Source organism: Microcoleus sp. PH2017_12_PCY_D_A, assembly GCF_020738565.1.
In the GTDB taxonomy this organism is placed as follows: Bacteria; Cyanobacteriota; Cyanobacteriia; order Cyanobacteriales; family Microcoleaceae; genus Microcoleus.
Window position 1 is genome coordinate 1 of sequence record NZ_JAEQCI010000062.1, and the last position, 21,968, is coordinate 21,968.

16 protein-coding genes are annotated in these 21,968 nt (G+C 46.7%); 11 read left to right on the forward strand and 5 right to left on the reverse strand.

The annotated features are described in order from the left end of the window. Nucleotides 1-143: 143 nt before the first annotated feature. Nucleotides 144-1,349 carry a lipid-A-disaccharide synthase-related protein gene (locus tag JGK39_RS18740; protein WP_293255581.1) on the reverse strand — a complete coding sequence of 402 codons (1,206 nt, stop codon included), beginning with the start codon at nucleotides 1,347-1,349 and terminating at the stop codon, nucleotides 144-146. Nucleotides 1,350-1,866: 517 nt separating this feature from the next. Here JGK39_RS18740 and JGK39_RS18745 point away from each other — a divergent pair. The 7 genes from JGK39_RS18745 (at nucleotide 1,867) to cydB (ending at nucleotide 10,173) form a co-directional block, all read left to right on the forward strand. Further along, nucleotides 1,867-3,030, forward strand: coding sequence for a GuaB3 family IMP dehydrogenase-related protein (locus JGK39_RS18745; protein ID WP_293297044.1), 1,164 nt, complete (start codon nucleotides 1,867-1,869; stop codon nucleotides 3,028-3,030). A gap of 794 nt (nucleotides 3,031-3,824) precedes the next feature. Continuing rightward, nucleotides 3,825-4,148: a thioredoxin gene (trxA, locus tag JGK39_RS18750; RefSeq protein WP_265239802.1), complete on the forward strand. Its 324-nt coding sequence runs from the start codon at nucleotides 3,825-3,827 to the stop codon at nucleotides 4,146-4,148. Between the two features lie 188 nt (nucleotides 4,149-4,336). Further along, nucleotides 4,337-5,398, forward strand: a complete 1,062-nt coding sequence (locus tag JGK39_RS18755) for an LOG family protein (protein ID WP_293255656.1) — start codon at nucleotides 4,337-4,339, stop codon at nucleotides 5,396-5,398. 333 nt (nucleotides 5,399-5,731) lie between these two features. Beyond that, the gene (locus tag JGK39_RS18760) at nucleotides 5,732-6,937 is read left to right on the forward strand and encodes a sulfite exporter TauE/SafE family protein (protein ID WP_293255591.1); all 1,206 of its coding nucleotides are present in this window, start codon (nucleotides 5,732-5,734) and stop codon (nucleotides 6,935-6,937) included. Next, nucleotides 6,912-7,385, forward strand: a complete 474-nt coding sequence (locus JGK39_RS18765) for a hypothetical protein (RefSeq protein WP_293255594.1) — start codon at nucleotides 6,912-6,914, stop codon at nucleotides 7,383-7,385. Before JGK39_RS18760 ends, JGK39_RS18765 begins: the two co-directional genes overlap by 26 nt. 323 nt (nucleotides 7,386-7,708) lie before the next feature. Beyond that, nucleotides 7,709-9,151, forward strand: a complete 1,443-nt coding sequence (locus JGK39_RS18770) for a cytochrome ubiquinol oxidase subunit I (RefSeq protein ID WP_293255597.1) — start codon at nucleotides 7,709-7,711, stop codon at nucleotides 9,149-9,151. A gap of 8 nt (nucleotides 9,152-9,159) precedes the next feature. Further along, complete coding sequence (gene cydB / locus JGK39_RS18775; protein ID WP_293255600.1) at nucleotides 9,160-10,173, forward strand: cytochrome d ubiquinol oxidase subunit II; 1,014 nt, start codon at nucleotides 9,160-9,162, stop codon at nucleotides 10,171-10,173. Between the two features lie 75 nt (nucleotides 10,174-10,248). Here cydB and JGK39_RS18780 read toward each other — a convergent pair whose 3' ends face one another. Beyond that, nucleotides 10,249-11,439 (reverse strand): methanobactin export MATE transporter MbnM, encoded by a 1,191-nt coding sequence (locus JGK39_RS18780; protein ID WP_293255603.1) that lies wholly within the window; start codon nucleotides 11,437-11,439, stop codon nucleotides 10,249-10,251. 20 nt (nucleotides 11,440-11,459) lie between these two features. After that, the gene (locus JGK39_RS18785) at nucleotides 11,460-12,404 is read right to left on the reverse strand and encodes an MbnP family copper-binding protein (protein WP_293255606.1); all 945 of its coding nucleotides are present in this window, start codon (nucleotides 12,402-12,404) and stop codon (nucleotides 11,460-11,462) included. Nucleotides 12,405-12,635: 231 nt separating this feature from the next. Here JGK39_RS18785 and JGK39_RS18790 point away from each other — a divergent pair, with 231 nt between their 5' ends. From JGK39_RS18790 to JGK39_RS18800, 3 genes are all read left to right on the forward strand, one after another. Next, a complete protein-coding gene (locus JGK39_RS18790) occupies nucleotides 12,636-13,058 on the forward strand; it encodes a BlaI/MecI/CopY family transcriptional regulator (RefSeq protein WP_293255609.1) in 423 nt (140 codons plus the stop codon). Next, entirely contained in the window at nucleotides 13,058-13,897 is an 840-nt protein-coding gene (locus tag JGK39_RS18795) for a M56 family metallopeptidase (protein WP_293255612.1), read from the forward strand. Before JGK39_RS18790 ends, JGK39_RS18795 begins: the two co-directional genes overlap by 1 nt. Before the next feature lie 199 nt (nucleotides 13,898-14,096). Further along, nucleotides 14,097-14,876 (forward strand): DUF4058 family protein, encoded by a 780-nt coding sequence (locus JGK39_RS18800; protein WP_293255615.1) that lies wholly within the window; start codon nucleotides 14,097-14,099, stop codon nucleotides 14,874-14,876. A 238-nt stretch (nucleotides 14,877-15,114) separates the two neighbouring features. Here JGK39_RS18800 and JGK39_RS18805 read toward each other — a convergent pair whose 3' ends face one another. Both JGK39_RS18805 and JGK39_RS18810 read right to left on the reverse strand, forming a co-directional pair. Next, a complete protein-coding gene (locus JGK39_RS18805) occupies nucleotides 15,115-17,316 on the reverse strand; it encodes a PAS domain S-box protein (RefSeq protein WP_293255618.1) in 2,202 nt (733 codons plus the stop codon). Between the two features lie 658 nt (nucleotides 17,317-17,974). Continuing rightward, on the reverse strand, nucleotides 17,975-19,453 hold the full coding sequence (locus tag JGK39_RS18810) for a leucyl aminopeptidase (protein WP_293255621.1): 1,479 nt from the start codon (nucleotides 19,451-19,453) through the stop codon (nucleotides 17,975-17,977). A gap of 190 nt (nucleotides 19,454-19,643) precedes the next feature. On the opposite strand from JGK39_RS18810, the gene JGK39_RS18815 reads away from it, so the two are divergent. Continuing rightward, entirely contained in the window at nucleotides 19,644-21,845 is a 2,202-nt protein-coding gene (locus tag JGK39_RS18815; RefSeq protein WP_293255624.1) for a transglycosylase SLT domain-containing protein, read from the forward strand. The last annotated feature ends 123 nt before the right edge of the window (nucleotides 21,846-21,968 follow it).

The window sequence follows — 21,968 nt, forward strand, 5'->3', positions numbered from 1 at the left end:
GAGGACTGAAGTCCTCACTACGAACCTTTTTTTGAGGACTGAAGTCCTCACTACGAACCTTTTTTTGAGGACTGAAGTCCTCACTACGAACCTTTTTTTTGAGGACTGAAGTCCTCACTACGAACCTTTTTTTGTAATGTTTTTTAGATATAGTTTTTTACGCAATTAGCAATCTTACTGCTACCACCAGCTTTGCCCATTCTTTCTAAGCCATTTTTAACGCAAGTTTCTAAATATTTTTGGTCTTGCAAGGTGCGATCGACTGAAGCGGCAGCTTGTTTGATAATCTCAGGGTTTGCTGGTTCTGTGCCAATAACTTGTACTGAATTACCTAACAGCCGATTTTGAGCTTCGGCAAACCGATAGGTAAATGACGGGCCTTTACCGGGGATGGTAATTACTGGTTTTCCTAAGCCGACAGCTTGTTCGATCGCACTTCCCGTCATCCCGATTACTAAATTGGATTGCTGCAAAATGTCGGCGAAAGCATCAGAATAGCAAATTACTTCCACGGTTGCTGCTTTTTCATTACCCTGCTGTTTGATTTCTTGACAAACTAACTTTCCGTCTCGGTGCAGCCATCCGGATCGCGCTGCAATATCATCTAATTCCAGCATTAAACTGGGAACTAAGGCTGCCCGAAACTGCACTGGTAAGGTAGAGTTGGCGGCAATTTCTTTGACCAATTTTAGCAGCAAAATCAGGTTTTCCGTGGCTTCGGGGAGGCGCGAACCGGGCAGAAGGGCGATCGTGCTGACTCCAGGCTTTAACTGCAAATCTTTGCCTGTAGGAATGAGGTTGTCCATGACAGGATTGCCGACAAACTTGGCTTTCTCGAAACCCTGTCGGTTTAAGTCCGCAGCAGTCAAAGCGTCCCTAGTGAAAATAGCCAGACATTGCTCGGAGGAAAGCAAATAATTTAAGAGGAAACCCAAATCGGCTAGCCCTTCGTAATAAGTAGAATGAGCTGACAGAAAAATTATATACGGGCGGCCTGTGGCATGGGCGAACCCCGCCGCGACAATATCCCCAGTCGTCACCACCAAATCGCAGCGCCCAGAATGGGCTCGGGTAGCCTGCAATTGCTGCAAAGTCAAACGAATTAGCCCCGCCCTCACATCTTTGAGGAAAAATAGGGGATTCATGTAAAAAACTCCCCCAGATGGCATGGGACTGGTGGGCCCAATAATTGGTACGCTCGATCGCGCGTAAGCAGCCCCGTCACCTACAATGGGCATTGCTGAAACCTGAATATTTGGCGCAGATGTTCTCAAAGCATTGACAATTTGACAGTTAATCGTGTCTTCCCCGTGGCCGTTGCTGAGGAAAAGTATTTCCTTGGATTTCATAAAAATTATGGGTAGAAACCCCGTCCTTTTAGGACGGCTTTGCATTTTGAATTTACTTGAGCAACTTGGGATTGGTTGACGGGAGTGTACTTTTGTACTGCACTTTCAACGGGACAATTACCGCCTCAAATCTTCCAATCCTGTACGCATAGTAATTCGCTCAATTGAGCCTCCCTTTCGGGGTAATGTTAGCTTGTCGGTCAATGTTTTCTGAGCTTGTTAGGCTAGCAGCACTGTTTCTGTTACCTTAAAACTGTTTAACTACCAGCGACAGAGCGGGGGACTAGCACGCATCCGGTGGGTGTCGTGACTCAAAAAACCTAGTCAGTTAAGACTTAGGCCCGTCAGAATGGCTTGTCTGATTTCTCTTCCAAGCCTCATGCCGTCGGGGCTGAGGTTCCTGACAAAATCAGAATTTAGTGGCGAGATTATTTTAAACACAGCCGGGCGATCGCTACCCGCAGGTCGGCGAACTTTTTGTTAGTCTAATTTAAATACATTGTGGAAGTGAAACAGCGTGAATATTGAAATTGGGCGGGGCAAAAGTGCTCGCAGAGCTTACGGCATAGATGAAATCGCCCTCGTACCGGGACAGCGTACCCTCGATCCGAGTTTGGCAGATACTAAGTGGCAGATTGGTGGGATCGATCGAGAAATCCCGATTATCGCCAGCGCCATGGACGGAGTAGTCGATGTGCGGATGGCCATTTTGCTGTCGGAATTGGGAGCAATGGGCGTGCTCAACCTTGAAGGAATTCAAACCCGCTATGCCGATCCCCAGCCAATATTAGAGCGCATTGCTTCTGTTGGGAACCACGAATTTGTGTCCCTGATGCAGCAACTATATGCCGAGCCCATCAAGCCAGAATTAATCGAACTCAGAATTAAAGAAATTAAAGCTGGAGGAGGGATTGCTGCCGTCAGCGGTACCCCGGCCGCTGCGAGCAAATACGGCTTAAAAGTTGCTGAATCTGGAGCCGATATATTTTTTGTGCAAGCAACTGTAGTCTCTACTGCTTTTCTTTCTCCAGAGTCGATCGCATCTTTAGACTTGACCCAATTCTGTCAAGAGATGCCAATACCCGTAATTTTGGGCAACTGCGTGACCTACGAAGTCGCCATCAATTTAATGAAAACTGGCGCCGCAGGCATTCTCGTGGGCATCGGGCCGGGGGCTGCTTGCACGTCCAGGGGCGTATTGGGTGTCGGCGTTCCCCAAGCCACAGCGGTAGCAGACTGCGCCGCCGCGCGGGACGACTACTATCGCGAAACTGGTAAATACGTGTCGGTGATTGCTGACGGCGGTTTAATTACTGGCGGCGATATCTGCAAGTGCATTGCCTGCGGCGCTGATGGAGTGATGATTGGTTCGCCCTTTGCTAGGGCTGCGGAAGCTCCGGGCCGCGGCTTTCACTGGGGGATGGCGACTCCGAGCCCGGTTTTGCCGCGCGGCACTCGGATTCGCGTCGGGACGACGGGCACTGTGGAGCAAATTTTGCGGGGCCCAGCACTGCTAGATGACGGCACGCACAACTTCCTCGGAGCTCTGAAAACGAGCATGGGCACTCTGGGCGCTAAGGATATTAAGGAGATGCAGCAAGTGGAAGTAGTCATTGCTCCTTCTCTGCTGACGGAGGGTAAAGTCTATCAAAAAGCTCAGCAGTTGGGTATGGGTAAGTAGATTTACCGATCGAATACCATAGTACCTTGACAAAATTTGTGCGATCGTCTCGAAATTTACAGAATGTTGTGGAATTATCGAGAAGGAGGTGTCACAATATAAGAAGCGGAGACGCATGTTTCCGTTCACTCCTCACACCACACTCCGCCCGGACTACTGTTCGGGCGGTTCCTTTTTGACCCCAAGCGCTCCCCTTTACTGACTAGGTACGGGGTTAAGGCTGTTCGATCCGGAGAGTGGGGAGAGGGGGAGAGGGGGAGAGGGGGGTGATACTAAATCCGCGTTTCCGACTCCCTTTATTCTTCAGTCGGCCGAGGACACTTTGTTTGTATAGACGCGGTTTCAACCGCGCCCGTCCGATCGGGGATATCTAACCCGGATTTGGTATGACAGAGAATTTTTTGGCTGCCGTTTGCCGAATTCTAACTTCCATGTCTCGAATTCCTTCAGAAGCCTGCTCTTACAATCGTCGCTCCTACCCAAAAAGCGATACCAGCCCCCGACAACTCAGAATTTTAGACTTTTGTTTGAACTGGCAGATTCAACGCTGCAACTAGAGCCGTTCTCAAAAAAATCAGGTATGCTTGCGTGCCCGCGTGCCCGGCTCCGGCCTATGCCCGGCTCCGGCCTATGCCCTATGCCCTATGCCCTATGCCGGATAGTACCTCATCTTTCTGAGAAATGCTAGAAATCTCAAATCTCAAATCTCAAATCGTAAAATTGACTGACGCAAGTGGTGACACTTTTTGCTAAACTTGTTATCCGAGAAATAGTATTTACAAGGATGGCTAGGGATGTCAGCAGCCGCGCAAGTAACCGACTCTACCTTTAAGCAGGAAGTGCTCGATAGCGAAGTTCCAGTTCTAGTGGATTTTTGGGCTCCCTGGTGCGGGCCCTGTCGGATGGTGGCGCCCGTCGTAGAGGAAATTGCCCAGCAATATGAAGGGCAGGTGAAGGTAGTAAAAGTTAATACCGACGAGAATCCTAACGTGGCAAGTCAATACGGTATCCGCAGCATTCCGACGCTGATGATATTTAAGGGCGGTCAGCGGGTTGATATGGTGGTTGGGGCAGTTCCGAAAACTACTCTGGCCAACACTCTGGAAAAGTACATTTAACCGAACTGCGAGGGGCTTCGCGCTGTTTTTTTTGCTGCGAAAGCCAACTCCCTTCACAACCGGGGCAAAGCTACTAGAAAAGTTATTAGTTGCTAGCAGCGCAATTTGCTGGTGGCTATTGGCTGATAAATGTGGCTTGCCCCTTAATTTTCACGATCCGACAAATTGTTACCGTTTCGGAAAAATTCATGATTCCTTCTGGTCAAGGTTTTGAGTCCCTCCAAGCTGATGCGCTCGATTTGATCGATCGCCTGCCAAAGTTAAAGAACTCTGAGTGGATCGAACGATCGCTCTCGACGATAGTGCAAATGGCCGGAGAGGATCTCGATCGCCTGGATTGGAAAATTATCTCGTCGTCTCTGCGGGATATGGAAAAGGCTTTTTCCATGTTTTATCCTTACCGCCACGTTCGCAAAATTGTGATTTTTGGTTCCGCGAGGGTGTCGCCGACATCGCCGGAATATTTGCTTGCCAGAGATTTTGCGCGGGCGATCGCCCAGCAGGGGTTTATGGTGATTACTGGGGGCGGCGGGGGGATCATGCAGGCGGGGAACGAGGGGGCGACTGCTGAACGTTCTTTTGGGCTGAACATTCAGTTACCTTTCGAGCAGAGTTCTAATCCTTTCATTGCGGGCGACTCGAAATTGCTCAATTTTAAATATTTTTTCACGCGCAAGTTATTCTTTCTGCGGGAAAGCGATGCTTTGGCTTTGTTTCCCGGCGGTTTCGGCACTCTGGATGAGGCTTTTGAGTGTCTGACTTTGACTCAAACGGGCAAGTTTGGGCCGGCTCCTTTGGTTTTGCTCGATCGACCCGGAGGAGATTATTGGCTTGATTGGAATTATTTTGTGCAAAAACAATTGCGGGGCAGGGGTTTGATTTCTGCTGACGATCGCAGCCTGTATACGATTACAGACGATATAAATGTCGCTTGTGAGGCGATCGGGAGTTTTTATCTAGTTTATCACTCCTGCCGCTACGTGGATGGAAAACTGGTACTTCGTTTGAAAACTGAACTTTCTGACGAGAATGTCGATCGATTAAATACTGATTTTAGCGATATTGTGGTTACGGGAAAAATTGAAAAAAGTAAAGCTCTGCCCGCCGAAGCCGCAGATGAAACCTTCGCTTTACCGCGCCTAGTTTTGCACTTTAACCAGCGGGATGCGGGGCGGCTTTATCAGCTAATTGCTGCTATTAATCAAATGGGTGCAGCTTCGCCGGCCGCAGCTCATCCAGAACAAAAGTAGTCAGTAGTCATTAGTCATTAGTTATTAGTTATTAGTTATTAGTTATTAGACCTCTTGCCTCAGTCCTTTTAATCAAATTTTGGAACGGGATCTCCGGCCCATTCGACAAGAAAAAACTTTTTGTGGGATGGGCGTCCCGCCCGTCCTAGCTATTTTTGCAAGAGGTCTATTAGTCATTAGTTAGCGAATAAAGAACTTTAATCTGGGTGAGATTATAAAAAGTTTGACAGCCTGTCTTTTGACAAAAGCGATCGACTCAGCTCAATATTTATACTAAAGTTAAGAAACCAGCGGGTAATAGCAAAAGCAAATATTTTAGGAAAAAACAGCCAAATGCTAGACCTCCTGCTAATAAGCGCTTTAGGATTTCTCGGCAGTTTCGGTCACTGCGCGGGGATGTGCGGCCCGCTGACAGTGGCATTTTCGCTGTCTAGTTCCCGCAACGATAAATTAGCTGCTTTCCGCTTTCACCTGCTGCTGAATTTGGGGAGAATTGCTGCTTATGCTTTGGTTGGCGCTGCAATTGGCGGGCTGGGTTCGGTATTAATTGCTGGCGGACAAATGGCCGGTACAGGTAGCGAATTGCGGCGCGCGATCGCACTTTTGACAGGTACAATGCTAATTTGGTTCGGTGTAGTGCAAATTAAACCAGATTTTTTGCCGAGATTACCGCTGTTACACCCAATGAAGCACGATCGCATCAGCAATGCAATGACCGAGATTTCAACTCAAAAAAGCTGGTGGATACCATTAGCTTTGGGTTTGCTTTGGGGTTTAATTCCCTGCGGTTTCCTATACTCCGCGCAAATCAAAGCAGCGGAAACCGGAAACCCAATTTTCGGTGCGGCAACGATGTTTGCATTCGGAATGGGCACGCTGCCAACTATGCTGGGAGTGGGTTTTTTTGCTGGTAGATTCAGCGCCCACAAACGCAGTCAACTTTTTCGTGCGGGCGGTTGGGTGACAGTGGCGATCGGCATAATTACTCTGCTGCGAACCGATGCAATGGTTGATGTGACTGGTCACGCATCCCTACTCTGCTTAATCCTAGCACTGATTGCCCGTCCAATTAGTCAGTTTTTCCCGCAACTGCTGCGCTACCGCCGCGCCTTGGGTGTGGGCGCGTTTATCCTCGCAGTCGCCCACACATTTCATATGCTAGATCATACCCTGCAATGGAATTTTGATGCTGTATCTTTCATGGTGCCGCAGCATCAGTTGGGGATGGTGGCTGGGATGCTGTCGCTGCTGTTGATGCTGCCGGCGGCTGTTACAAGTTGCGATCGCATTCAACATCATTTAGGCAAACTGTGGCGGCCAATTCACCTGTTAAGCGTTCCAGCTTTCTTGCTGTGCGCCCTACACGCAATACTCATCGGTTCCCACTATCTCGGCGGTTTTGAATCGACGGCGGTTAATCAATTGCGGGCGCTGCTGTTGGGAATAATTGCCTTGAGTGTCTTGTTTGTGCGATCGCGCTTATTTTGGTCAATCTTATCACTGGATAATTTCTATGTTTCGCCTGTCAAACAAAAGTAAAATTTTAGGATTATTAGTTTTTTGCGGATTGCTAGTCGAAGCCACAATTCCGACAGCGCCGCAAATTAACTCAATCGCAGTTTTCGCCCATGAAGTCGAAGTCTCCGGAGATGTAGCCGCCACCTTTCACCTAGAACCCAACCACAATCCCCGCGCCGGAGAACCTGCAAAAGTGTGGTTTGCCCTGACTCGCAGGGGCGGTCAAATCATTCCGTTAGAGCAGTGCAATTGCAAATTAGCGGTTTACCCCAAAAATCACAAAAAGGGGGATAAACCGCTGATGCAGCCCCCTCTCAAAGCCATATCTGCCGAAAAATATCAAGGCATTCCCGGAGCCGACATCGTATTTCCAAAAGCTGGTATTTACGAACTTGAATTGAGCGGCACAGCAAAAACAGGAGCTAATTTTAAACCCTTTGAACTAAGTTACACTGTCACTGTTAGGTAACATCATCTCCATCAACAAACATCAATCTTGTACGGGCGGGTTCACCGACAACAATTGCCTAAAATCCACAATCTCCCAAACCCGCCCCCACCCAACGTTCGGTAATATCAGATACGTTAGCATCAGAACTATTCGTCTCTCTCCTATCTTTCTCTGCGTTCTCTGCGCTCTCTGCGGTTAAATCATTCCGATCAAATCTGTATAAAACCTTAAAAATTGCCCGCTCTACAAAAGGTCACAATTTTTTACACTACAGTATAACCAGTGTCCATTCTTGAAGTCGTGGAAACAAACCTATCTGGAACTGACCAAAGGAGATAACAATGGATATCTTATCTAACACCGTGGCGCTATCGCGGATGCAATTTGCGCTAACGGCAATATTCCATATGCTGTGGCCGGTTCTGACTACTGGAATGGGGATTTATCTGGTAATTGTCGAAGGAATGTGGCTAAAAACCCGCAATCCCGACTACTACCACCACGCTCGTTTTTGGTCTAAACTTTATGTCTTAAACTTCGGAATCGGAGTCGCAACTGGCATTCCGATGGAATTTCAATTCGGCACAAACTGGGCACCGTTTGCCGAAGTTACAGGCGACTTTTTTGGCAGCATTTTAGGATTTGAAGCTTCCATGGCATTTATGCTAGAAGCTGGCTTTTTAGGAATTATGCTGTTCGGTTGGGAGCGCGTGCACCCGCTCGTTCATTTGTTCGCTACAGTCATGGTAGCCTTCGGCGCCAACCTATCAACAGTATGGATTTTAGTCGCTAACTCTTGGCTGCAAACTCCGGCGGGCGGAGAAATGGTCAATGGCAAGTTTATTGTCAGCGATTACTTTCAAGCAATTCTCAACCCCTTCGCATTAAACAGCATTCTTCATATGTTTTTTGCGACGCTAGAAACTTCGCTGTTTGTGATTGGCGGTATTAGCGCTTGGTACATTCTCAACAAGCGCAATCAAGCGTTTTTTTCCAAGTCGTTAAAAATTGCGATCGCCACAGCCATCGCCGTTGCACCTTTGCAGATATACATCGGACATTTGAGCGCCGAACAAGTCTATCACTATCAGCCGGCAAAATTAGCAGCAATGGAAGCTCAGTGGGAAACAACTGCGGCGGGACAAGCTGCTAATTGGAGTTTGGTAGCAATTCCCGACGAAAAAGCACAGAAAAATAGCTGGGAAATTGTAGTTCCCAATGCTTTGGGATACATTCTGGAATTCAAAGAAAAACTTTCCGCACCGGTACTCGGTTTAAAGGAATGGAAACCCGAAGATAGACCCCGGATGGTGGGTTTAATCTACTACTCCTTCCGCACCATGATTGCGATCGGATTTTACTTAGCAGCGCTGATGGTTTTCAGTACAATTCAGTGGCTGCGGGGCAAACTTTCGGCTGAAAATATTGCCGGACAAAATTGGCTGATGCGCGCTTGGATTTTAGCAGCTCCCCTCGGATATATTGCGGTAGAATCGGGTTGGATAGTGCGCTGTGTCGGCAGACAACCGTGGGCTTTGTACGGTCAACTTCGCACTGCTGACGCTGTATCGACAATCCCCGCTAGCAATGTTTTAGTTTCCCTCAGCTTCTTTGCTGTTGTCTACAGCTTTTTGTTTGTTTGTGCCATGTATTTCGGCAGCAGAATTATCCGCAAAGGCCCGAATTTAAATCTGCCTGTACCGGGATTGGACAATGAACCGGCAATCGAAACTCAACCCGCAGAACACATTCCCGATCGACGTCCAGTAGAAGCACAACAATAGGAGATTTTATGCAAGCTTTGGAGCATTTTCTCCCGCAAGTTTGGTTCGTAATTTTAGGCATTTTTCTGTTGCTCTATGTCATGTTAGACGGTTTTGACTTGGGAGTAGGAATCTTGTCTCTGACTGCGGATGACGAGGAACGCCGGGGCATTTTAATGACCAGTCTGGGCAATGTTTGGGATGCTAACGAAACTTGGCTGGTGTTGATGGGAGGTGCTTTATTTGGTGCTTTTCCCCTCGCTTACGGCACGATTTTAACTGCTTTGTACATCCCGATTTGCATGATGCTTTTTGGGTTAATCTTTCGGGCTGTAGCGTTTGAGTTTCGGGAGCATTCTAACCGGAAAAAATTCTGGAATTATGCTTTTGGTGCTGGCAGTTTCCTGGCGTCTTTAGCTCAAGGATTCGCCCTCGGTGCGGTACTGGAAGGCATTGCGGTTGATGAGGCGGGTCATTTTGTCGGCACTACTTGGGATTGGCTGGATTGGCGATCGATCTTGGTGGCTTTGACGCTGGTTCAAGGCTACGTTTTGATCGGTTCCACCTATCTAATTATGAAAACCGACGGGGAACTGCAAACAACTCACTACCGCACTGCTAAAATTGCGGCGGTGACGACGTTAATCGGAGCGGTTTTAATTACGATCGCCACTCCGGTTTTTTACGAAAGTACGAGGGCGAGGTTGTTCGATAAACCGCTGGTTTATGTGTTTGTGGCGATTCCTTTGCTGGGAGTGCTGTTTGTGGGAATGCTGCTAAAAAGTCTCGCGAGCAAAGAAGAACGGACGCCTTTTGTGTGGACGATTTTGATTTTCTTGCTCAGTTTTATCGGCTTGGGATTGATTGTGTTTCCCTACATTATCCCCACGCAAATCACGATTTACAAAGCCGCTGCTTCGCCCAGCGCGCTGGTGTTTATGATTGTGTTCATCGGCTTTCTCATCCCGATTATGATTTTTTACAACATCTACAATTATGTTGTGTTTCGGGGTAAGGTTGCTGGCGGATATCACGGCGAATAAAATAGGTTCGATCGTTCGGACTTCAGTCCTCATAAAACAAATCTAAGGACTAAAGTCCTCATAAAAATCTAAGGACTAAAGTCCGAACGATCGAACCAATGGGTCGCTGAAAGCGGGATTTTTGATAAAATCTTCATCGGTTAAACTTTGCAGGAAAGCCAATAAATCTCGCTGTTCTTGCACAGTCAATTTAAACCCGGAAACAAAATTGCTTTTGAGCGGATTTTCGCTACCTCTTCCCGCCAATTCTCCTTTCTTAATAGTGCGGCCTCCCGCTTTATAGTGACCGATAACTTCTTCCAAAGTTTTGATACTCCCGTCGTGCATATAAGGTGCGGTCAAAGCAATATTTCGCAGGGTTGGTGCTTTGAATTTGCCCATGTCTGAGGGTTCGTTGGTGATTTCGTAAACCCCAGTATTATTGGGCGGATAAGCGCCTTTGCCGTCAATATTGTACAAGCCTGTATTGTGAAAAGCTATTTCTTTGAAAGCTAGGCGATCGTGCATGATAGAATCTGAGAAGTTTAGCCCGCCGTGACAGTGAAAGCATTCTAAGCGTTCGCTGTTAAATAATTCTTCGCCCCGCTTTGCTGAGGCTGAAATCGCGCTGTAGTCGCCGCTGTAGCGGTAGCGATCGTAGGGAGAACTGAGGGAAATTAAAGTGCGTTCAAAGGAGGCGATCGCCTTTGCTAAGTTGCTAATATTAATAGGATTTGGTTCTTGACTAAAAGCTGCTGCAAACATTTTTTGGTACTGTATATCCGATCGCAACATTGCCAAAAGTTCCTCTTCTTTGCCTACCATTCCCATTTCTACCGGGTGTTCGCCAAACAAAGGTACTAATAGTTGAGATTCTAGTTTATTTTGTAGAGGGTTTGCCCAAGTCAGGACGGAATTGTAGCCAATGTTGGCTAAACTCATAGGATTGCGCGGGTGTTTTTCGACCGTTGCGCCGACTCCTACTGTTTTGCCGTCAGTGAAAGCTTTCGCTTGAATGTGACAGGAAGCACAGGAAAATTCGCCCGTGACTGATAGGCGTTTTTCGTAGAAAAGATGCCTTCCCAATTCGACTTTTTCTGGGCTGATTGGGTTGTCGGGGGGTACAATTGGTTTTGGCATTCCAGCGGGAATATTCCAATTGTAAGTTGGAGGTATTGGAGTTGCTAAACTGGAATTTTTGGAGTAGAATACTGCACTCAAATTAATTGCTAGGAAGCATGAGAAAATGCAGATAATAGTAAAAGCTGATAATCGTTTCCCGTTCATACAAACAATTAAAAACCTTTTTAGTTAACTTTAAAGAAAGTCTGTCCCGCCGCAGCTTTGTCTCCAAAGGGTAAACCTAAATTTTTCATGATTCCGGCGCAGTCGCCGTCATTCGCTTCTGACATACACCCAGGCGGAGTATTTGCTTGATTGACTGCTAAATTAGTTTGAGAAACTAGGGATTTTAGGTCGGCAATCACTGTATTTTTTGTGGCATCGAAGTTACTAAAAATAACTTTTGAGGTATTGGAATTAGTGCAAACAGTCGGCTTTTGATTTTTGTCTTCAGCTTTGCATCCTGTGCTGCCTAAATGAATAGCAAAACCTGGCAATCCGCCGTGATTTCCTTGATTGCCTTCTCCGTGGGCAATATTGCTGCTTTGTCTGCCTGATTTACCATCATGCTTTTTGTCAACCATTGAATTTTTTAAGTCAATTCTCAGAAATTTGTAGCCGCCGCGCCAGTTCCACCACAGGGATGTTAAATTCAGGGGAGAAGGTGCTAGAGTTGCGTCTTCGTGATTGAGGTTAGAAGGCACACCGAGGGTGAATTGTAGACCTTTGTAGTTGCCTTTGGGTATTGTGCCAATTAGCCGATCGCGAATTTCGACTGTTCCGTTAGCACAAGCACCGGATTTATCTTCAAAATCTAGCAAAGCCACGTTTTGATGCTGCCATTTGCCGTCTTGTTTTAAACTCAGCGCTACAGCTTTACCGCTGGCATCAATTAATGCAATATCCGATACATAAAAACGGAAATCTGTAGCGGTAACAGTAGCAGCCGGCGTACCTAAATTGCTGTAGCTTTCGCCGCAGTTAAATGGTTTTTCGCCTACCATCGCGCTAAATTTAATCTCTACTTCTTGAGTTTCTGTTGCTGTGGCTTGATGCCTGTCAATTGCCGAATAGCTGCACAGCATAGCGATGCCTGCGGCAGTTGAGGCTAGGATTAGTTGTTTTTTCATTGAGAAATACTTAAAATACTGAGTTGGATAATTTCGGGATAATTTTTACACTTGTTTGCTTGCATTGTCAAATGACGACCTGTCAAACTTGCAAGGCAAAAGGAAGAGGCAAGAAGGAAAAGACAAATTGTATGATTAAGTGTTTATAAAGAAACAGTCGATCGAAATACTTGATGATGTATTGTTTCTAAATAATTACTTATATCCCTAAAATCTAAAAGCTAAAATTGTATGAACCCTCTGCCGAATTACCGCCCCAAACAGTTATCCCTCGGCCCTTTGGAGGCGGAGATTTTAAATATAGTTTGGGAGCTAGAAGTTGCTACAGTGAAAGAGGTGCACGATCGCATTTTATCCGATCCCGATCGCGAATTGGCCTATGCTTCAGTAACAACGGTGCTGCGCCGCTTGACAGACAAGGGTTGGCTGGCGTGCGACAAAAGCGAACGGACATTCACTTGGCAACCTTTAGTTTCTCAGCCTGAAGCCCAAGCACTGTTTGCTTACGATCGCTTGCAGAAGTTTTTAGCAGTTGGCAATCCCGATATTGTAGCAGCATTTGCTGACAGTCTCGACCAAGCAACCGTCGAACAATTAGAAGAAATTTCCCTTCGCATTCAAGCTGTCCGCCAAGCCCGGGAGGAGCAAAAATAATGCACTTAATCCTGATTGTTACCGCGTTGGCTGCGGCTTGCTGCGTGAGACTGAAATGGTCTGTTCCTTCAGGGAATTGGGCCCGCCGCTGGGAGCGATCGCTCTTATTTTTCTTGTTTCCCCCGCTGCTGTTACTCGCGACAGCTATCGCAGTGATTTTTATGGGAACTCAGGGGCAAATGGTAAGATTTTGGGACGGATGGTTTAGCTATTTGTTAGCTGTATTTTTTATAATAGCAGCAGAAATTTTGTGTGTCAAGTTAGCGACAGATGGCTATCTATTTCTTAAACAAATTCGCACTTATTCTCAGAAAAACATAGCCGGAATAAATGTCAGAGTTCTGGAAACTCCTGCTCTATTTTCTGCGATAATTGGTTTCTGGCATTCAGAATTTGCAGTCAGTACGGGATTGTTAAAAACCCTAGACTCAGCTCACTTACAAGCAGTAATTGCCCACGAACAAGCGCACTACTATTATCGGGATACCTTCTGGTTTTTCTGGCTGGGATGGCTGCGGAAAATTACTGTTTGGCTGCCGAATACGCAAGCTTTGTGGGAGGAGTTATTAACACTGCGGGAATTGCGGGCTGATGCTAAAGCGGCAGCGGTAGTTGATGGTTTATTGTTAGCAGAAGCTTTGCTGTTGGTAGCGAGTTATCCGCACCGAAATTTTGATGTAGGTTGCGTTGTTGGTGTTGTCGGTTCACCAAATAGATTGGGAGAGAGAATAGAGGCGCTGTTGGCAGAACCTGAACCAGTTTGCAAGGTAAATAAATGGTTGTTGGCTTGGTTGATTTTAACGCTTTTGCCTTTGTTAAGTGTGCCGTTTCACGGTTGATTGAAGTTGGGACGATCGCAGAAACTCTTGAGGAATTATACACTTCGACCAAAGAAACCGGGTTTTTTACCCTTATTAAAGGCTGTTAACCAGTATTTTCGTAAAAAACCCAGTTTCTACCTGCAGGGCTATCTTTAATATCTGCATCAGTTATATAATAAGTATTGGGTCAAGCAAAGTTAAGCAGTGAGGCGATCGAATGCCCTCTCCATTTCCGGGGATGAATCCCTATTTAGAACAACCAGAATTGTGGTCGGAAGTTCACAGCCGCGCGATTGTAGCAGCCGCAATCGCGATCGAACCTGAATTAAATCCGAACTACCGAGTTGCGATGGAAAAGCGGATATATCTCAGCGCATCTGCTGAATTAGTAGGAATTCCAGACATTTCCCTCGTCTCCAAACAGTCAAATCTAACTCTACCAGTTTCTGGCACTGCTACCCTCACTCGCACCGAACCGATTCCTGTTCTAGTGCCGCTACCGGAAACTGTGGAAGAAAGCTATTTAGAAATTAGAGAAATGCCCAGCGGTAGAGTTATTACCGTTATCGAACTGCTTTGTCCCAAGAATAAAAGCGCAGGAGAAGGACGGAATGCTTATGAAACTAAACGGCAGCAATTATTGGAAAGCCGCACCAATTTAGTCGAAATTGACCTGCTCAGAAGTGGCAAACCAATGCAGATTTTAGGTGTCACGCAGCGCACTGATTATCGGATTTTAATCTGTCGCGGTTCTCAACTCCCCCAAGCTCAATTATATGCTTTTAGCGTGCGAGACCAGATTCCTGCTTTGCGAGTACCTTTGCAACCGCTAGATACAGAACCGGAACTCGATTTACAGGCTGTATTAATGGGTGTCTACAATCAAGCTAGATTTGATTTAGCTATAGATTACTGTCAAGAACCCCGCCCGCCTTTGAAAGCAGCAGATAGGGAGTGGGCAGATAATTTGCTGCGACAGCAGGGAGTGCGATCGTAATATAATTTTGGATTTTAGATTTTAGATTTTAGATTTTATCCCTTTATTTTTTTACCTATTACCCATTACCTATTACCTATTACCTTAAAACTTACGCACGAAGTGGCTCAAATGCCGATCCCCCCTAACCCCCCTTAAAAAGGGGGGAACCTGAAAGTCCCCCTTTTTAAGGGGGGTTGGGGGGATCGATGCGTCCAGGACTGTACTTATTACCCATGACGCATTACCCAGTACCAAATTATAAGGGAAGTTCGATCGCAAATTCCGTTCCTTCGCCCAAAACCGAACGGCATATCAAGGTTCCGCCGTGTTTTTCCGCGACAATTCGGTAACTGATGGCTAACCCCAAACCGGTGCCTTTCCCCATCGGTTTTGTGGTGAAAAATGGGTCAAATAATTGGCGGCGCACGTCTTCTGTCATGCCGATCGCATTATCGGCAATGCGGATGCAAATACTATTTTCGTTAAGGGCTTCTGTGCGAATGCTAATAGTTGGTTTCCAGTCGCCGCCGCCGGAGCGCCTTTTTTGATTGCAAGCATCTTCCAAGGCATCAATACTGTTGCTTAGCAGATTCATAAATACCTGATTTAGCTGGCCTGGATAACATTCAATTAAGGGTACTTTTCCATAATCTTTGATGACTTTAATTTCGGGATATTCGGATCTAGCTCGCAGTTTGTTGTGCAAAATTAGCAGTGTGTTGTCTATGCCTTCATGAAGATTGGCAGGCTGCTTTACCGAGTCGTCTAAACGCGAGAAGTTTCGCAAACTCAGAACTATTTCGCGAATGCGATCTGCTCCCATTTTCATCGAAGAGAATATTTTTAATAAGTCTTCTTTCAGGAATTCTAAATCTATGTTTTCAATATATTCTTGAACTTCTACTTGTGGTTGAGGATAGTGTGTTTGGTACAGTTCCACAAGCTGCAATAAGTCTCTCATATATTGGCTGGCGTAGGAAATATTGCCGTAGATAAAACTCACGGGATTGTTGATTTCGTGGGCGACTCCTGCTACCATTTGACCGAGACTTGACATTTTTTCGGTATGAATTAGGTGAGCTTGAGTTTCTCGGAGTTCTTTGAGAGCTATTTCTAGCTGCTGGGCTCTGTTGTTGGCGATCGCCTCGGAGAGCCGCAAAGCATCCTCCGCTGCTTTGCGCTCTGTCACGTCAAAAATGGCGCCGTTGAGGGATAAAATTTGACCGTCTGGATTGAAAATAGCTTGACCTTTTTCTGCAACCCACCGCACGTTTCCGTTGCTGTGAATCAGGCGATATTCGATCGCGTAAGGTTGTTTTGTCTTGACAGCCCGATCGACAATTTTATCGATCTGCTCCACGTCATCGCGATGAACTATGCTAGGAAAAGCTTGCACGGGTTTTTGCATAAAGTTATCTGCCCGATAGCCGGAAATAGCTTCTATGCCGCTGCTGATAAAAGTTAAGCTCGATCGCCCCGCAGCGCTGCAACGGTAAACTGCGCCGGGAATATTGGAAACTAATGACCTAAATTCTTGTTCCCTTTCCCGCAAAGCTGCCTCAATCCGCTTGCGATCGCTAATGTCGCGAGCAAAGGCGCACTGATATTCTTGGCCGTTAAATTGCCAATGGTCGATCGTAATTTCTACCGGAAAAATGCGCCCGTACTTAGTGATGTGGTGAACTTCAATATTAACGGAACCGCACCTTTTTAAGACTTTCCAGTGCAAATTCCAAGCAGTTTGGGGAAAATCGGGATTGATGTCGTGCACAGTCATATCGAGCAATTCTGCGGCCGAATATCCCAACGAACAGCAAGCGGCGTCGTTGACGTACAAAAATTTACCGTCCGATCCCATCCAGAATACCGCATCTGCCGATCGGTCGAGCGCAAATTGAGCCAATTGCAACTTTTCCTCAATCCGGTGGCGATCGGCAATTTCTTTTTGTAACAGTTCGCTTAACGAACTGAGAGCTAAAGAGCGATCGACAATATCGTCTGTCGGTGGTTTTGCCAATTCTGCTGTCTGGATATCATCTTGCTGCTGATTTTCTGCTAGCTGTTTTAACGGCAATTGTTGAAGATTTTCTGTTGGATTTAAATTAGAATTGGCAAGTGATTTCGGCATCAGAGCGATCGCGAATGCGGCTAAGAGCAAAGAAATCACATTACTTGCAGCTTTGAGATCTACCGACAGCCAATAAATGGAATGCCTCATCGTCCAAACTTGCGTTAATTGAGCAGCACCGCAGGCAAAAAAACCGACAGCAAATAGCCGTCCAATCTTGCTGTGAGAACTTTGGCGGGTAAAATAAACCAAAGATAGCGCCAGAGAGCAATAAGCGAGTGCCGTCAGCGAGTCAAAAACAGCGTACAGCCGCAACTCCCGCAGCCCCTCGCAGCCGAGTGGGGAAGATGCAGGCAGTGTTGCATAAAAAAATGTTAATAATTCTTGCATAAAGTTCAAGAAAAAAGTTATTTGTAGCAATCCAAATCCATCAAATATAATTATTTGATTTCGGTGGTTGAAATATTTACATAATTATATACTTTTTTCATTTTTTATGAAACAGCTATTTTTTCAGGAAATGTCAAAAATGTGTAGGTTCAGCGCCAGGGAGCGAAGCTTTCCCCAAGTACGAGCGATTGCGACCGTCGCGGCTCACAACGCTTGCGTTCCTCGCGGTGAGGGAATACATATAGCCTTTCAAGCTCTCATAGGAGGTATGACTGGGCATAGGCCAAACCGGGCATAGGGCATAGGCCGCTGTACGGGCACGCAAGCATACCTCACTACGCTTGAGAACCGCTATAGGTGCGGGTAGTTATTATTTATGAAACATTTAAATTTTTAATTATGATTATTGACTTTTCTTTTACAGGACTTATACCATGTCGGATCAAATAACCGCGATCTGTTTGTAGTGAGGAATTCAGTCCTCATAATTTCATGAGGACTGAAGTCCTCACTACCAACCAATTTAACTGGGGGAGTTCTCGGAGAACATAATATTAAGCTGCGAGCCAGGGGTTTTTTACCCCTGACAGACTGATGAACTAGCCGACATTTAAAGCAGCAAAAATCTCAATTTTTGAGCGGAAAAATCCACAATTAATTAAGCGCCGCCCAGGGCCAAATGCACCAGAGTCCGAACTCCAAAACCCGTGGCTCCAGCGCCGTTGTAGCCGTTTTCCTTGTCGCTCCAAACCGGGCCGGCAATATCTAAATGTGCCCAAGGAGTATCCTTGACAAACTGCTTCAAAAATAGCGCCGCCGTAATCGAACCGCCGTAGCGGGGCCCTGTGTTTTTCATGTCAGCGTGCAAAGCTTTCAAGCCATCAAAATACTTTTCTTCCATCGGCATCCGCCAAAACTTTTCGCCTGCTTTTTCTGAGGCTGCGACGATTTCGGCGGCGACGCTATCTTCAGGACTCCACAAACCGGCGATATCTTCGCCCAAAGCAATGACGCAGGCGCCAGTTAAAGTTGCTAAATCGACAATTACATCAACTCCCAATTTATCAGCAAATACTAAAGCGTCAGCGAGGGTTAAACGGCCTTCGGCGTCGGTATTGTTGACTTCAATTGTTTTGCCGTTGGAAGCTGTGAGGATGTCTCCAGGGCGCATGGCGCGGCCGCTAATCATGTTTTCGGTGACGGCGCTGATAAAGTGAACTTCGACATCTGGTTTGATGTGTCCGATCGCCTTTGCCGCTCCCAAAGTAGCCGCAGCGCCGCCCATATCTATTTTCATCATTTCAATGCCGCTGCCCGCACCTTTGATGTTCAAACCGCCGGAATCAAAGGTCAATCCTTTGCCGACGATCGCAATTTTGCGGCGCGGTGTGCCTGCGGGTTTGTAAGTCAGGTGGATGAATTTCGGCGGCAAGTCGGATGCTTTGGCAACGCCGAGAAATGCTCCCATGCCTAGTTTTTCGCACTCTTCTTGCTCTAATATTTCTAATTCTAAACCGCATTCTGCCGCTAGACTTTGAGCGGTTTCGGCCATGGTAATCGGGGTGACATAATTGGCCGGCGCTGCGACTAATTCCCGTGCTAAAATGACTCCGGCTGTGATTTGGCGGGCGCGGGCGATCGCACTTTCGGTACCGGCAAAACCGAGCAAATGAATTTGTTCTACTTGCGGGCTTTTCTCGTCGGGTTCCGATTTGAAACGGTTGTCTTGATTCAGGGAGAGTTCTACACCTTCGGCGATCGCACTTGCTGTAGCATCCGGCGCGCTTTGCCACACCGGAAGGCTAATTCCGAGGGTTTTGCATTTCTCCTTTTTGGCTAACTTGGCGCAAACGCCCGCAGCTTGCCGCACTGTGTCTAATTTTAAGTCGTCTGTTTTTCCCAAACCGACGATCGCAATTTTGCGGATGGGATTGTTGCCGCCGACGCGGGCGATCGCACTCTGGCCCGCTTTGCCCTTAAAATCTACTTCCTGCATCAGCTCTTTCAAAGTGCCCGCAAGCTTTTCATCTAATTGTGCCAAGTCGCCGGCGATCTCCAAAGCGTCCTCAAATAGACCAATTGCCAGGGCATCTCCCGTCCAAGCAGAGGCGAGCGTATCGGTGACTAGAAATTCCATGTTTTGATTTACAGTTTAGATTTTAGATTTTTGATTGTACTTTGTCCTTGCTGGTTTGTCGTTTTTCCTTCATTCAATGAAATAAATCGACCGCCTAAATTCTCTGCTACACATCAAAATAAATTCTGGTACGATATCAGCCAAGTCCGCTGGCGATCGATTTTCTATTGTTATTTTCTTAAATTTTCCCATGCTAAAGCGACGCAAAACCCGAGTTTCTGTTTTAATGGGCGTTTCAGTTTCCATAATGGCGATCGGCTCAGGGCTGGCGGCGGCGAAATGGATGGGTGTAGGGCCCTTCCAGAAGGCTCAGCAATCCGTGGATGCAGCGAATTCCGCCTCGTCGGTCAAAATGCTGGTATCGCTGTCACCGAATGAGCGATCGGCGAAATTGGTTGAACTCGCCGCAAGTCAGTCTGCAACTACAAACCCGCAGCAGGAAATCTCCCCTCAAAGCCGCGCCCGCTACTTGCTTGCCAGCGATTTAATCCAGCAAGGAAATGCCACCAAAGCACTAAAATTACTGGACAATTTAGAGCGAGAATATCCTGTTTTAGGTGCTCAAATTGCTCTCAAACGCGCCCAAGCTTACCAATTGAGCGGCGACAAAGGCAAAGCACAAAAAGCTTGGGAAGAACTCCTTAAAAACTATGCGAGCGATCCGGTAGCAGCCGAAGCTTTGTATGTTTTAGGCAAGTCGAAACCCGAATATTGGAAGCAAGCAATTACTGAATTTCCCGCACATCCGCGCAGTGTAGAAATAGCCCGGAAAAAGTTAAAAGAAAATCCCAATCAGCCCGAGTTAATGCTGATAATAGCAAAGCACGGTCATTATGTCAAAGATTACGGTACATTATTAGAACAACTGGCGCAGCAAAACAGCGCGACTTTGAAACCGGAAGATTGGGAAGCAATTGCCTTTGGCTATTGGGAAAAACAGGATTACGGCAAAGGAGCGATTGCTTACGGGAAAGCTCCCCGCACCGCCAAAAATGTTTACCGCAAAGCTCGCGGTTTGTGGCTCGACGGCAAAATCCCGGAATCGAGAATTGCCTATCAAGAATTAGTGCGGGATTTCCCCGATTCCGAAGATACTGGTTTGGGTTTAATTCGGCTGTCGCGGCTGAGCGATCCCAAGGATGCGATCGTGTATCTCGATCGCGCCATTAGCAAATTCCCCGAGCGTGCCCCCGAAGCTTTGCTAGATAAATCCAAACTTCTCGACAAAGCAGGCAGCGGTGAATCCGCCTCACAAACCCGCAAGTTGCTATTGACAAAATACAACAATTCTGATAAAGCAGCCGAATTGCGTTGGGCGATCGCCCAACAGTATGCCAAAGGCGGAGATTTAAAATCAGCTTGGCAGTGGGCGAGGGAATTAACCACCCACAATCCCGACAGCGAACAAGCACCAGAAGCAGCATTTTGGGTCGGCAAATGGGCAAAGCAGCTCGGCCGCGAACAGGATGCCAAGACTGCATTTGAGTACACCATTGTACGCTATCCAGAATCATATTTCGCATGGCGATCGGCAGTATTTCTCGGCTGGCCAGTAGGCGACTTTACCACAGTCCGAGACTTATCTCCCAAAGTAGTACAACAGCCTCAGCGCCCCGAACCAACCGCCGGATCTCCTGCCTTAAAAGAACTGTATCAATTAGGTCAAGATAGAGATGCTTGGACGTTGTGGCAAATAGAATTTACCAACCGCGTCGAACCAAGTATAGCCGAACAGTTTACCGACGGTTTAATGCGAATTGGAGTCGGAGACAATTTAGACGGTTTGTGGATGGTTGGGAGTTTGCGCCAGCGCGACAAACCAGATGATAAAACCCAATACCTCGCTCTCAGACAGCAGCCGGCTTATTGGCAAGCACTTTATCCTTTTCCTTACTTAGAAAACATTACCAAATGGTCAGAAGAACGGAAAATAAATCCTGTTTTAGTGACAGCCTTAATCCGGCAAGAATCGCGGTTTATGCCGGGAATCAAATCAGCAGTTGGCGCCACTGGTTTAATGCAGGTAATGCCAGAAACTGGTAGCTGGGTAGCGGCGAAAATCAACCTCAAAAAGTATTCACTGGAGAATGTGGACGACAATATTAAACTCGGAACTTGGTATTTAGATCACACTCACGACGAGTACAAGAATAATTCGATGTTAGCTGTAGCTAGTTACAATGCGGGGCCGAATGCAGTAGCAGATTGGTTGAAGAGGTTTAGCTTTAGCGATCCGGATGCTTTTGCAGAAAAAATTCCGTTTCCTGAAACGAAAGGATACGTGAAATCGGTGTTTGAGAATTACTGGAATTATCTGCGGATTTACAATCCAGAAGTTAATCAGTTGATGAGCGAGCATTATGAGGCTGCTCAGAAAAAAGCCAAGCCTTAGTAAATCTGGTTTAAGTTGTCCGGAACAGGCAAGATGCCTGTTCCACAATCACATTAATTTTGTCTGTTTATTGCTTGTAGGGTGGGCTTTGAGCATCGCCCGGAACAAGCTTTCCCCAGAGTG

What these genes read in the sequence shown, in the direction of transcription:
- JGK39_RS18740 (WP_293255581.1), bottom strand. Translation starts at nt 1,349, where the DNA reads ATGAAATCCAAGGAAATACTTTTCCTCAGCAACGGCCACGGGGAAGAC.
- trxA (WP_265239802.1), top strand. Translation starts at nt 3,825, where the DNA reads ATGTCAGCAGCCGCGCAAGTAACCGACTCTACCTTTAAGCAGGAAGTG.
- JGK39_RS18755 (WP_293255656.1), top strand. Translation starts at nt 4,337, where the DNA reads ATGATTCCTTCTGGTCAAGGTTTTGAGTCCCTCCAAGCTGATGCGCTC.
- JGK39_RS18760 (WP_293255591.1), top strand. Translation starts at nt 5,732, where the DNA reads ATGCTAGACCTCCTGCTAATAAGCGCTTTAGGATTTCTCGGCAGTTTC.
- JGK39_RS18765 (WP_293255594.1), top strand. Translation starts at nt 6,912, where the DNA reads ATGTTTCGCCTGTCAAACAAAAGTAAAATTTTAGGATTATTAGTTTTT.
- JGK39_RS18770 (WP_293255597.1), top strand. Translation starts at nt 7,709, where the DNA reads ATGGATATCTTATCTAACACCGTGGCGCTATCGCGGATGCAATTTGCG.
- cydB (WP_293255600.1), top strand. Translation starts at nt 9,160, where the DNA reads ATGCAAGCTTTGGAGCATTTTCTCCCGCAAGTTTGGTTCGTAATTTTA.
- JGK39_RS18780 (WP_293255603.1), bottom strand. Translation starts at nt 11,439, where the DNA reads ATGAACGGGAAACGATTATCAGCTTTTACTATTATCTGCATTTTCTCA.
- JGK39_RS18785 (WP_293255606.1), bottom strand. Translation starts at nt 12,404, where the DNA reads ATGAAAAAACAACTAATCCTAGCCTCAACTGCCGCAGGCATCGCTATG.
- JGK39_RS18790 (WP_293255609.1), top strand. Translation starts at nt 12,636, where the DNA reads ATGAACCCTCTGCCGAATTACCGCCCCAAACAGTTATCCCTCGGCCCT.
- JGK39_RS18795 (WP_293255612.1), top strand. Translation starts at nt 13,058, where the DNA reads ATGCACTTAATCCTGATTGTTACCGCGTTGGCTGCGGCTTGCTGCGTG.
- JGK39_RS18800 (WP_293255615.1), top strand. Translation starts at nt 14,097, where the DNA reads ATGCCCTCTCCATTTCCGGGGATGAATCCCTATTTAGAACAACCAGAA.
- JGK39_RS18805 (WP_293255618.1), bottom strand. Translation starts at nt 17,316, where the DNA reads ATGCAAGAATTATTAACATTTTTTTATGCAACACTGCCTGCATCTTCC.
- JGK39_RS18810 (WP_293255621.1), bottom strand. Translation starts at nt 19,453, where the DNA reads ATGGAATTTCTAGTCACCGATACGCTCGCCTCTGCTTGGACGGGAGAT.
- JGK39_RS18815 (WP_293255624.1), top strand. Translation starts at nt 19,644, where the DNA reads ATGCTAAAGCGACGCAAAACCCGAGTTTCTGTTTTAATGGGCGTTTCA.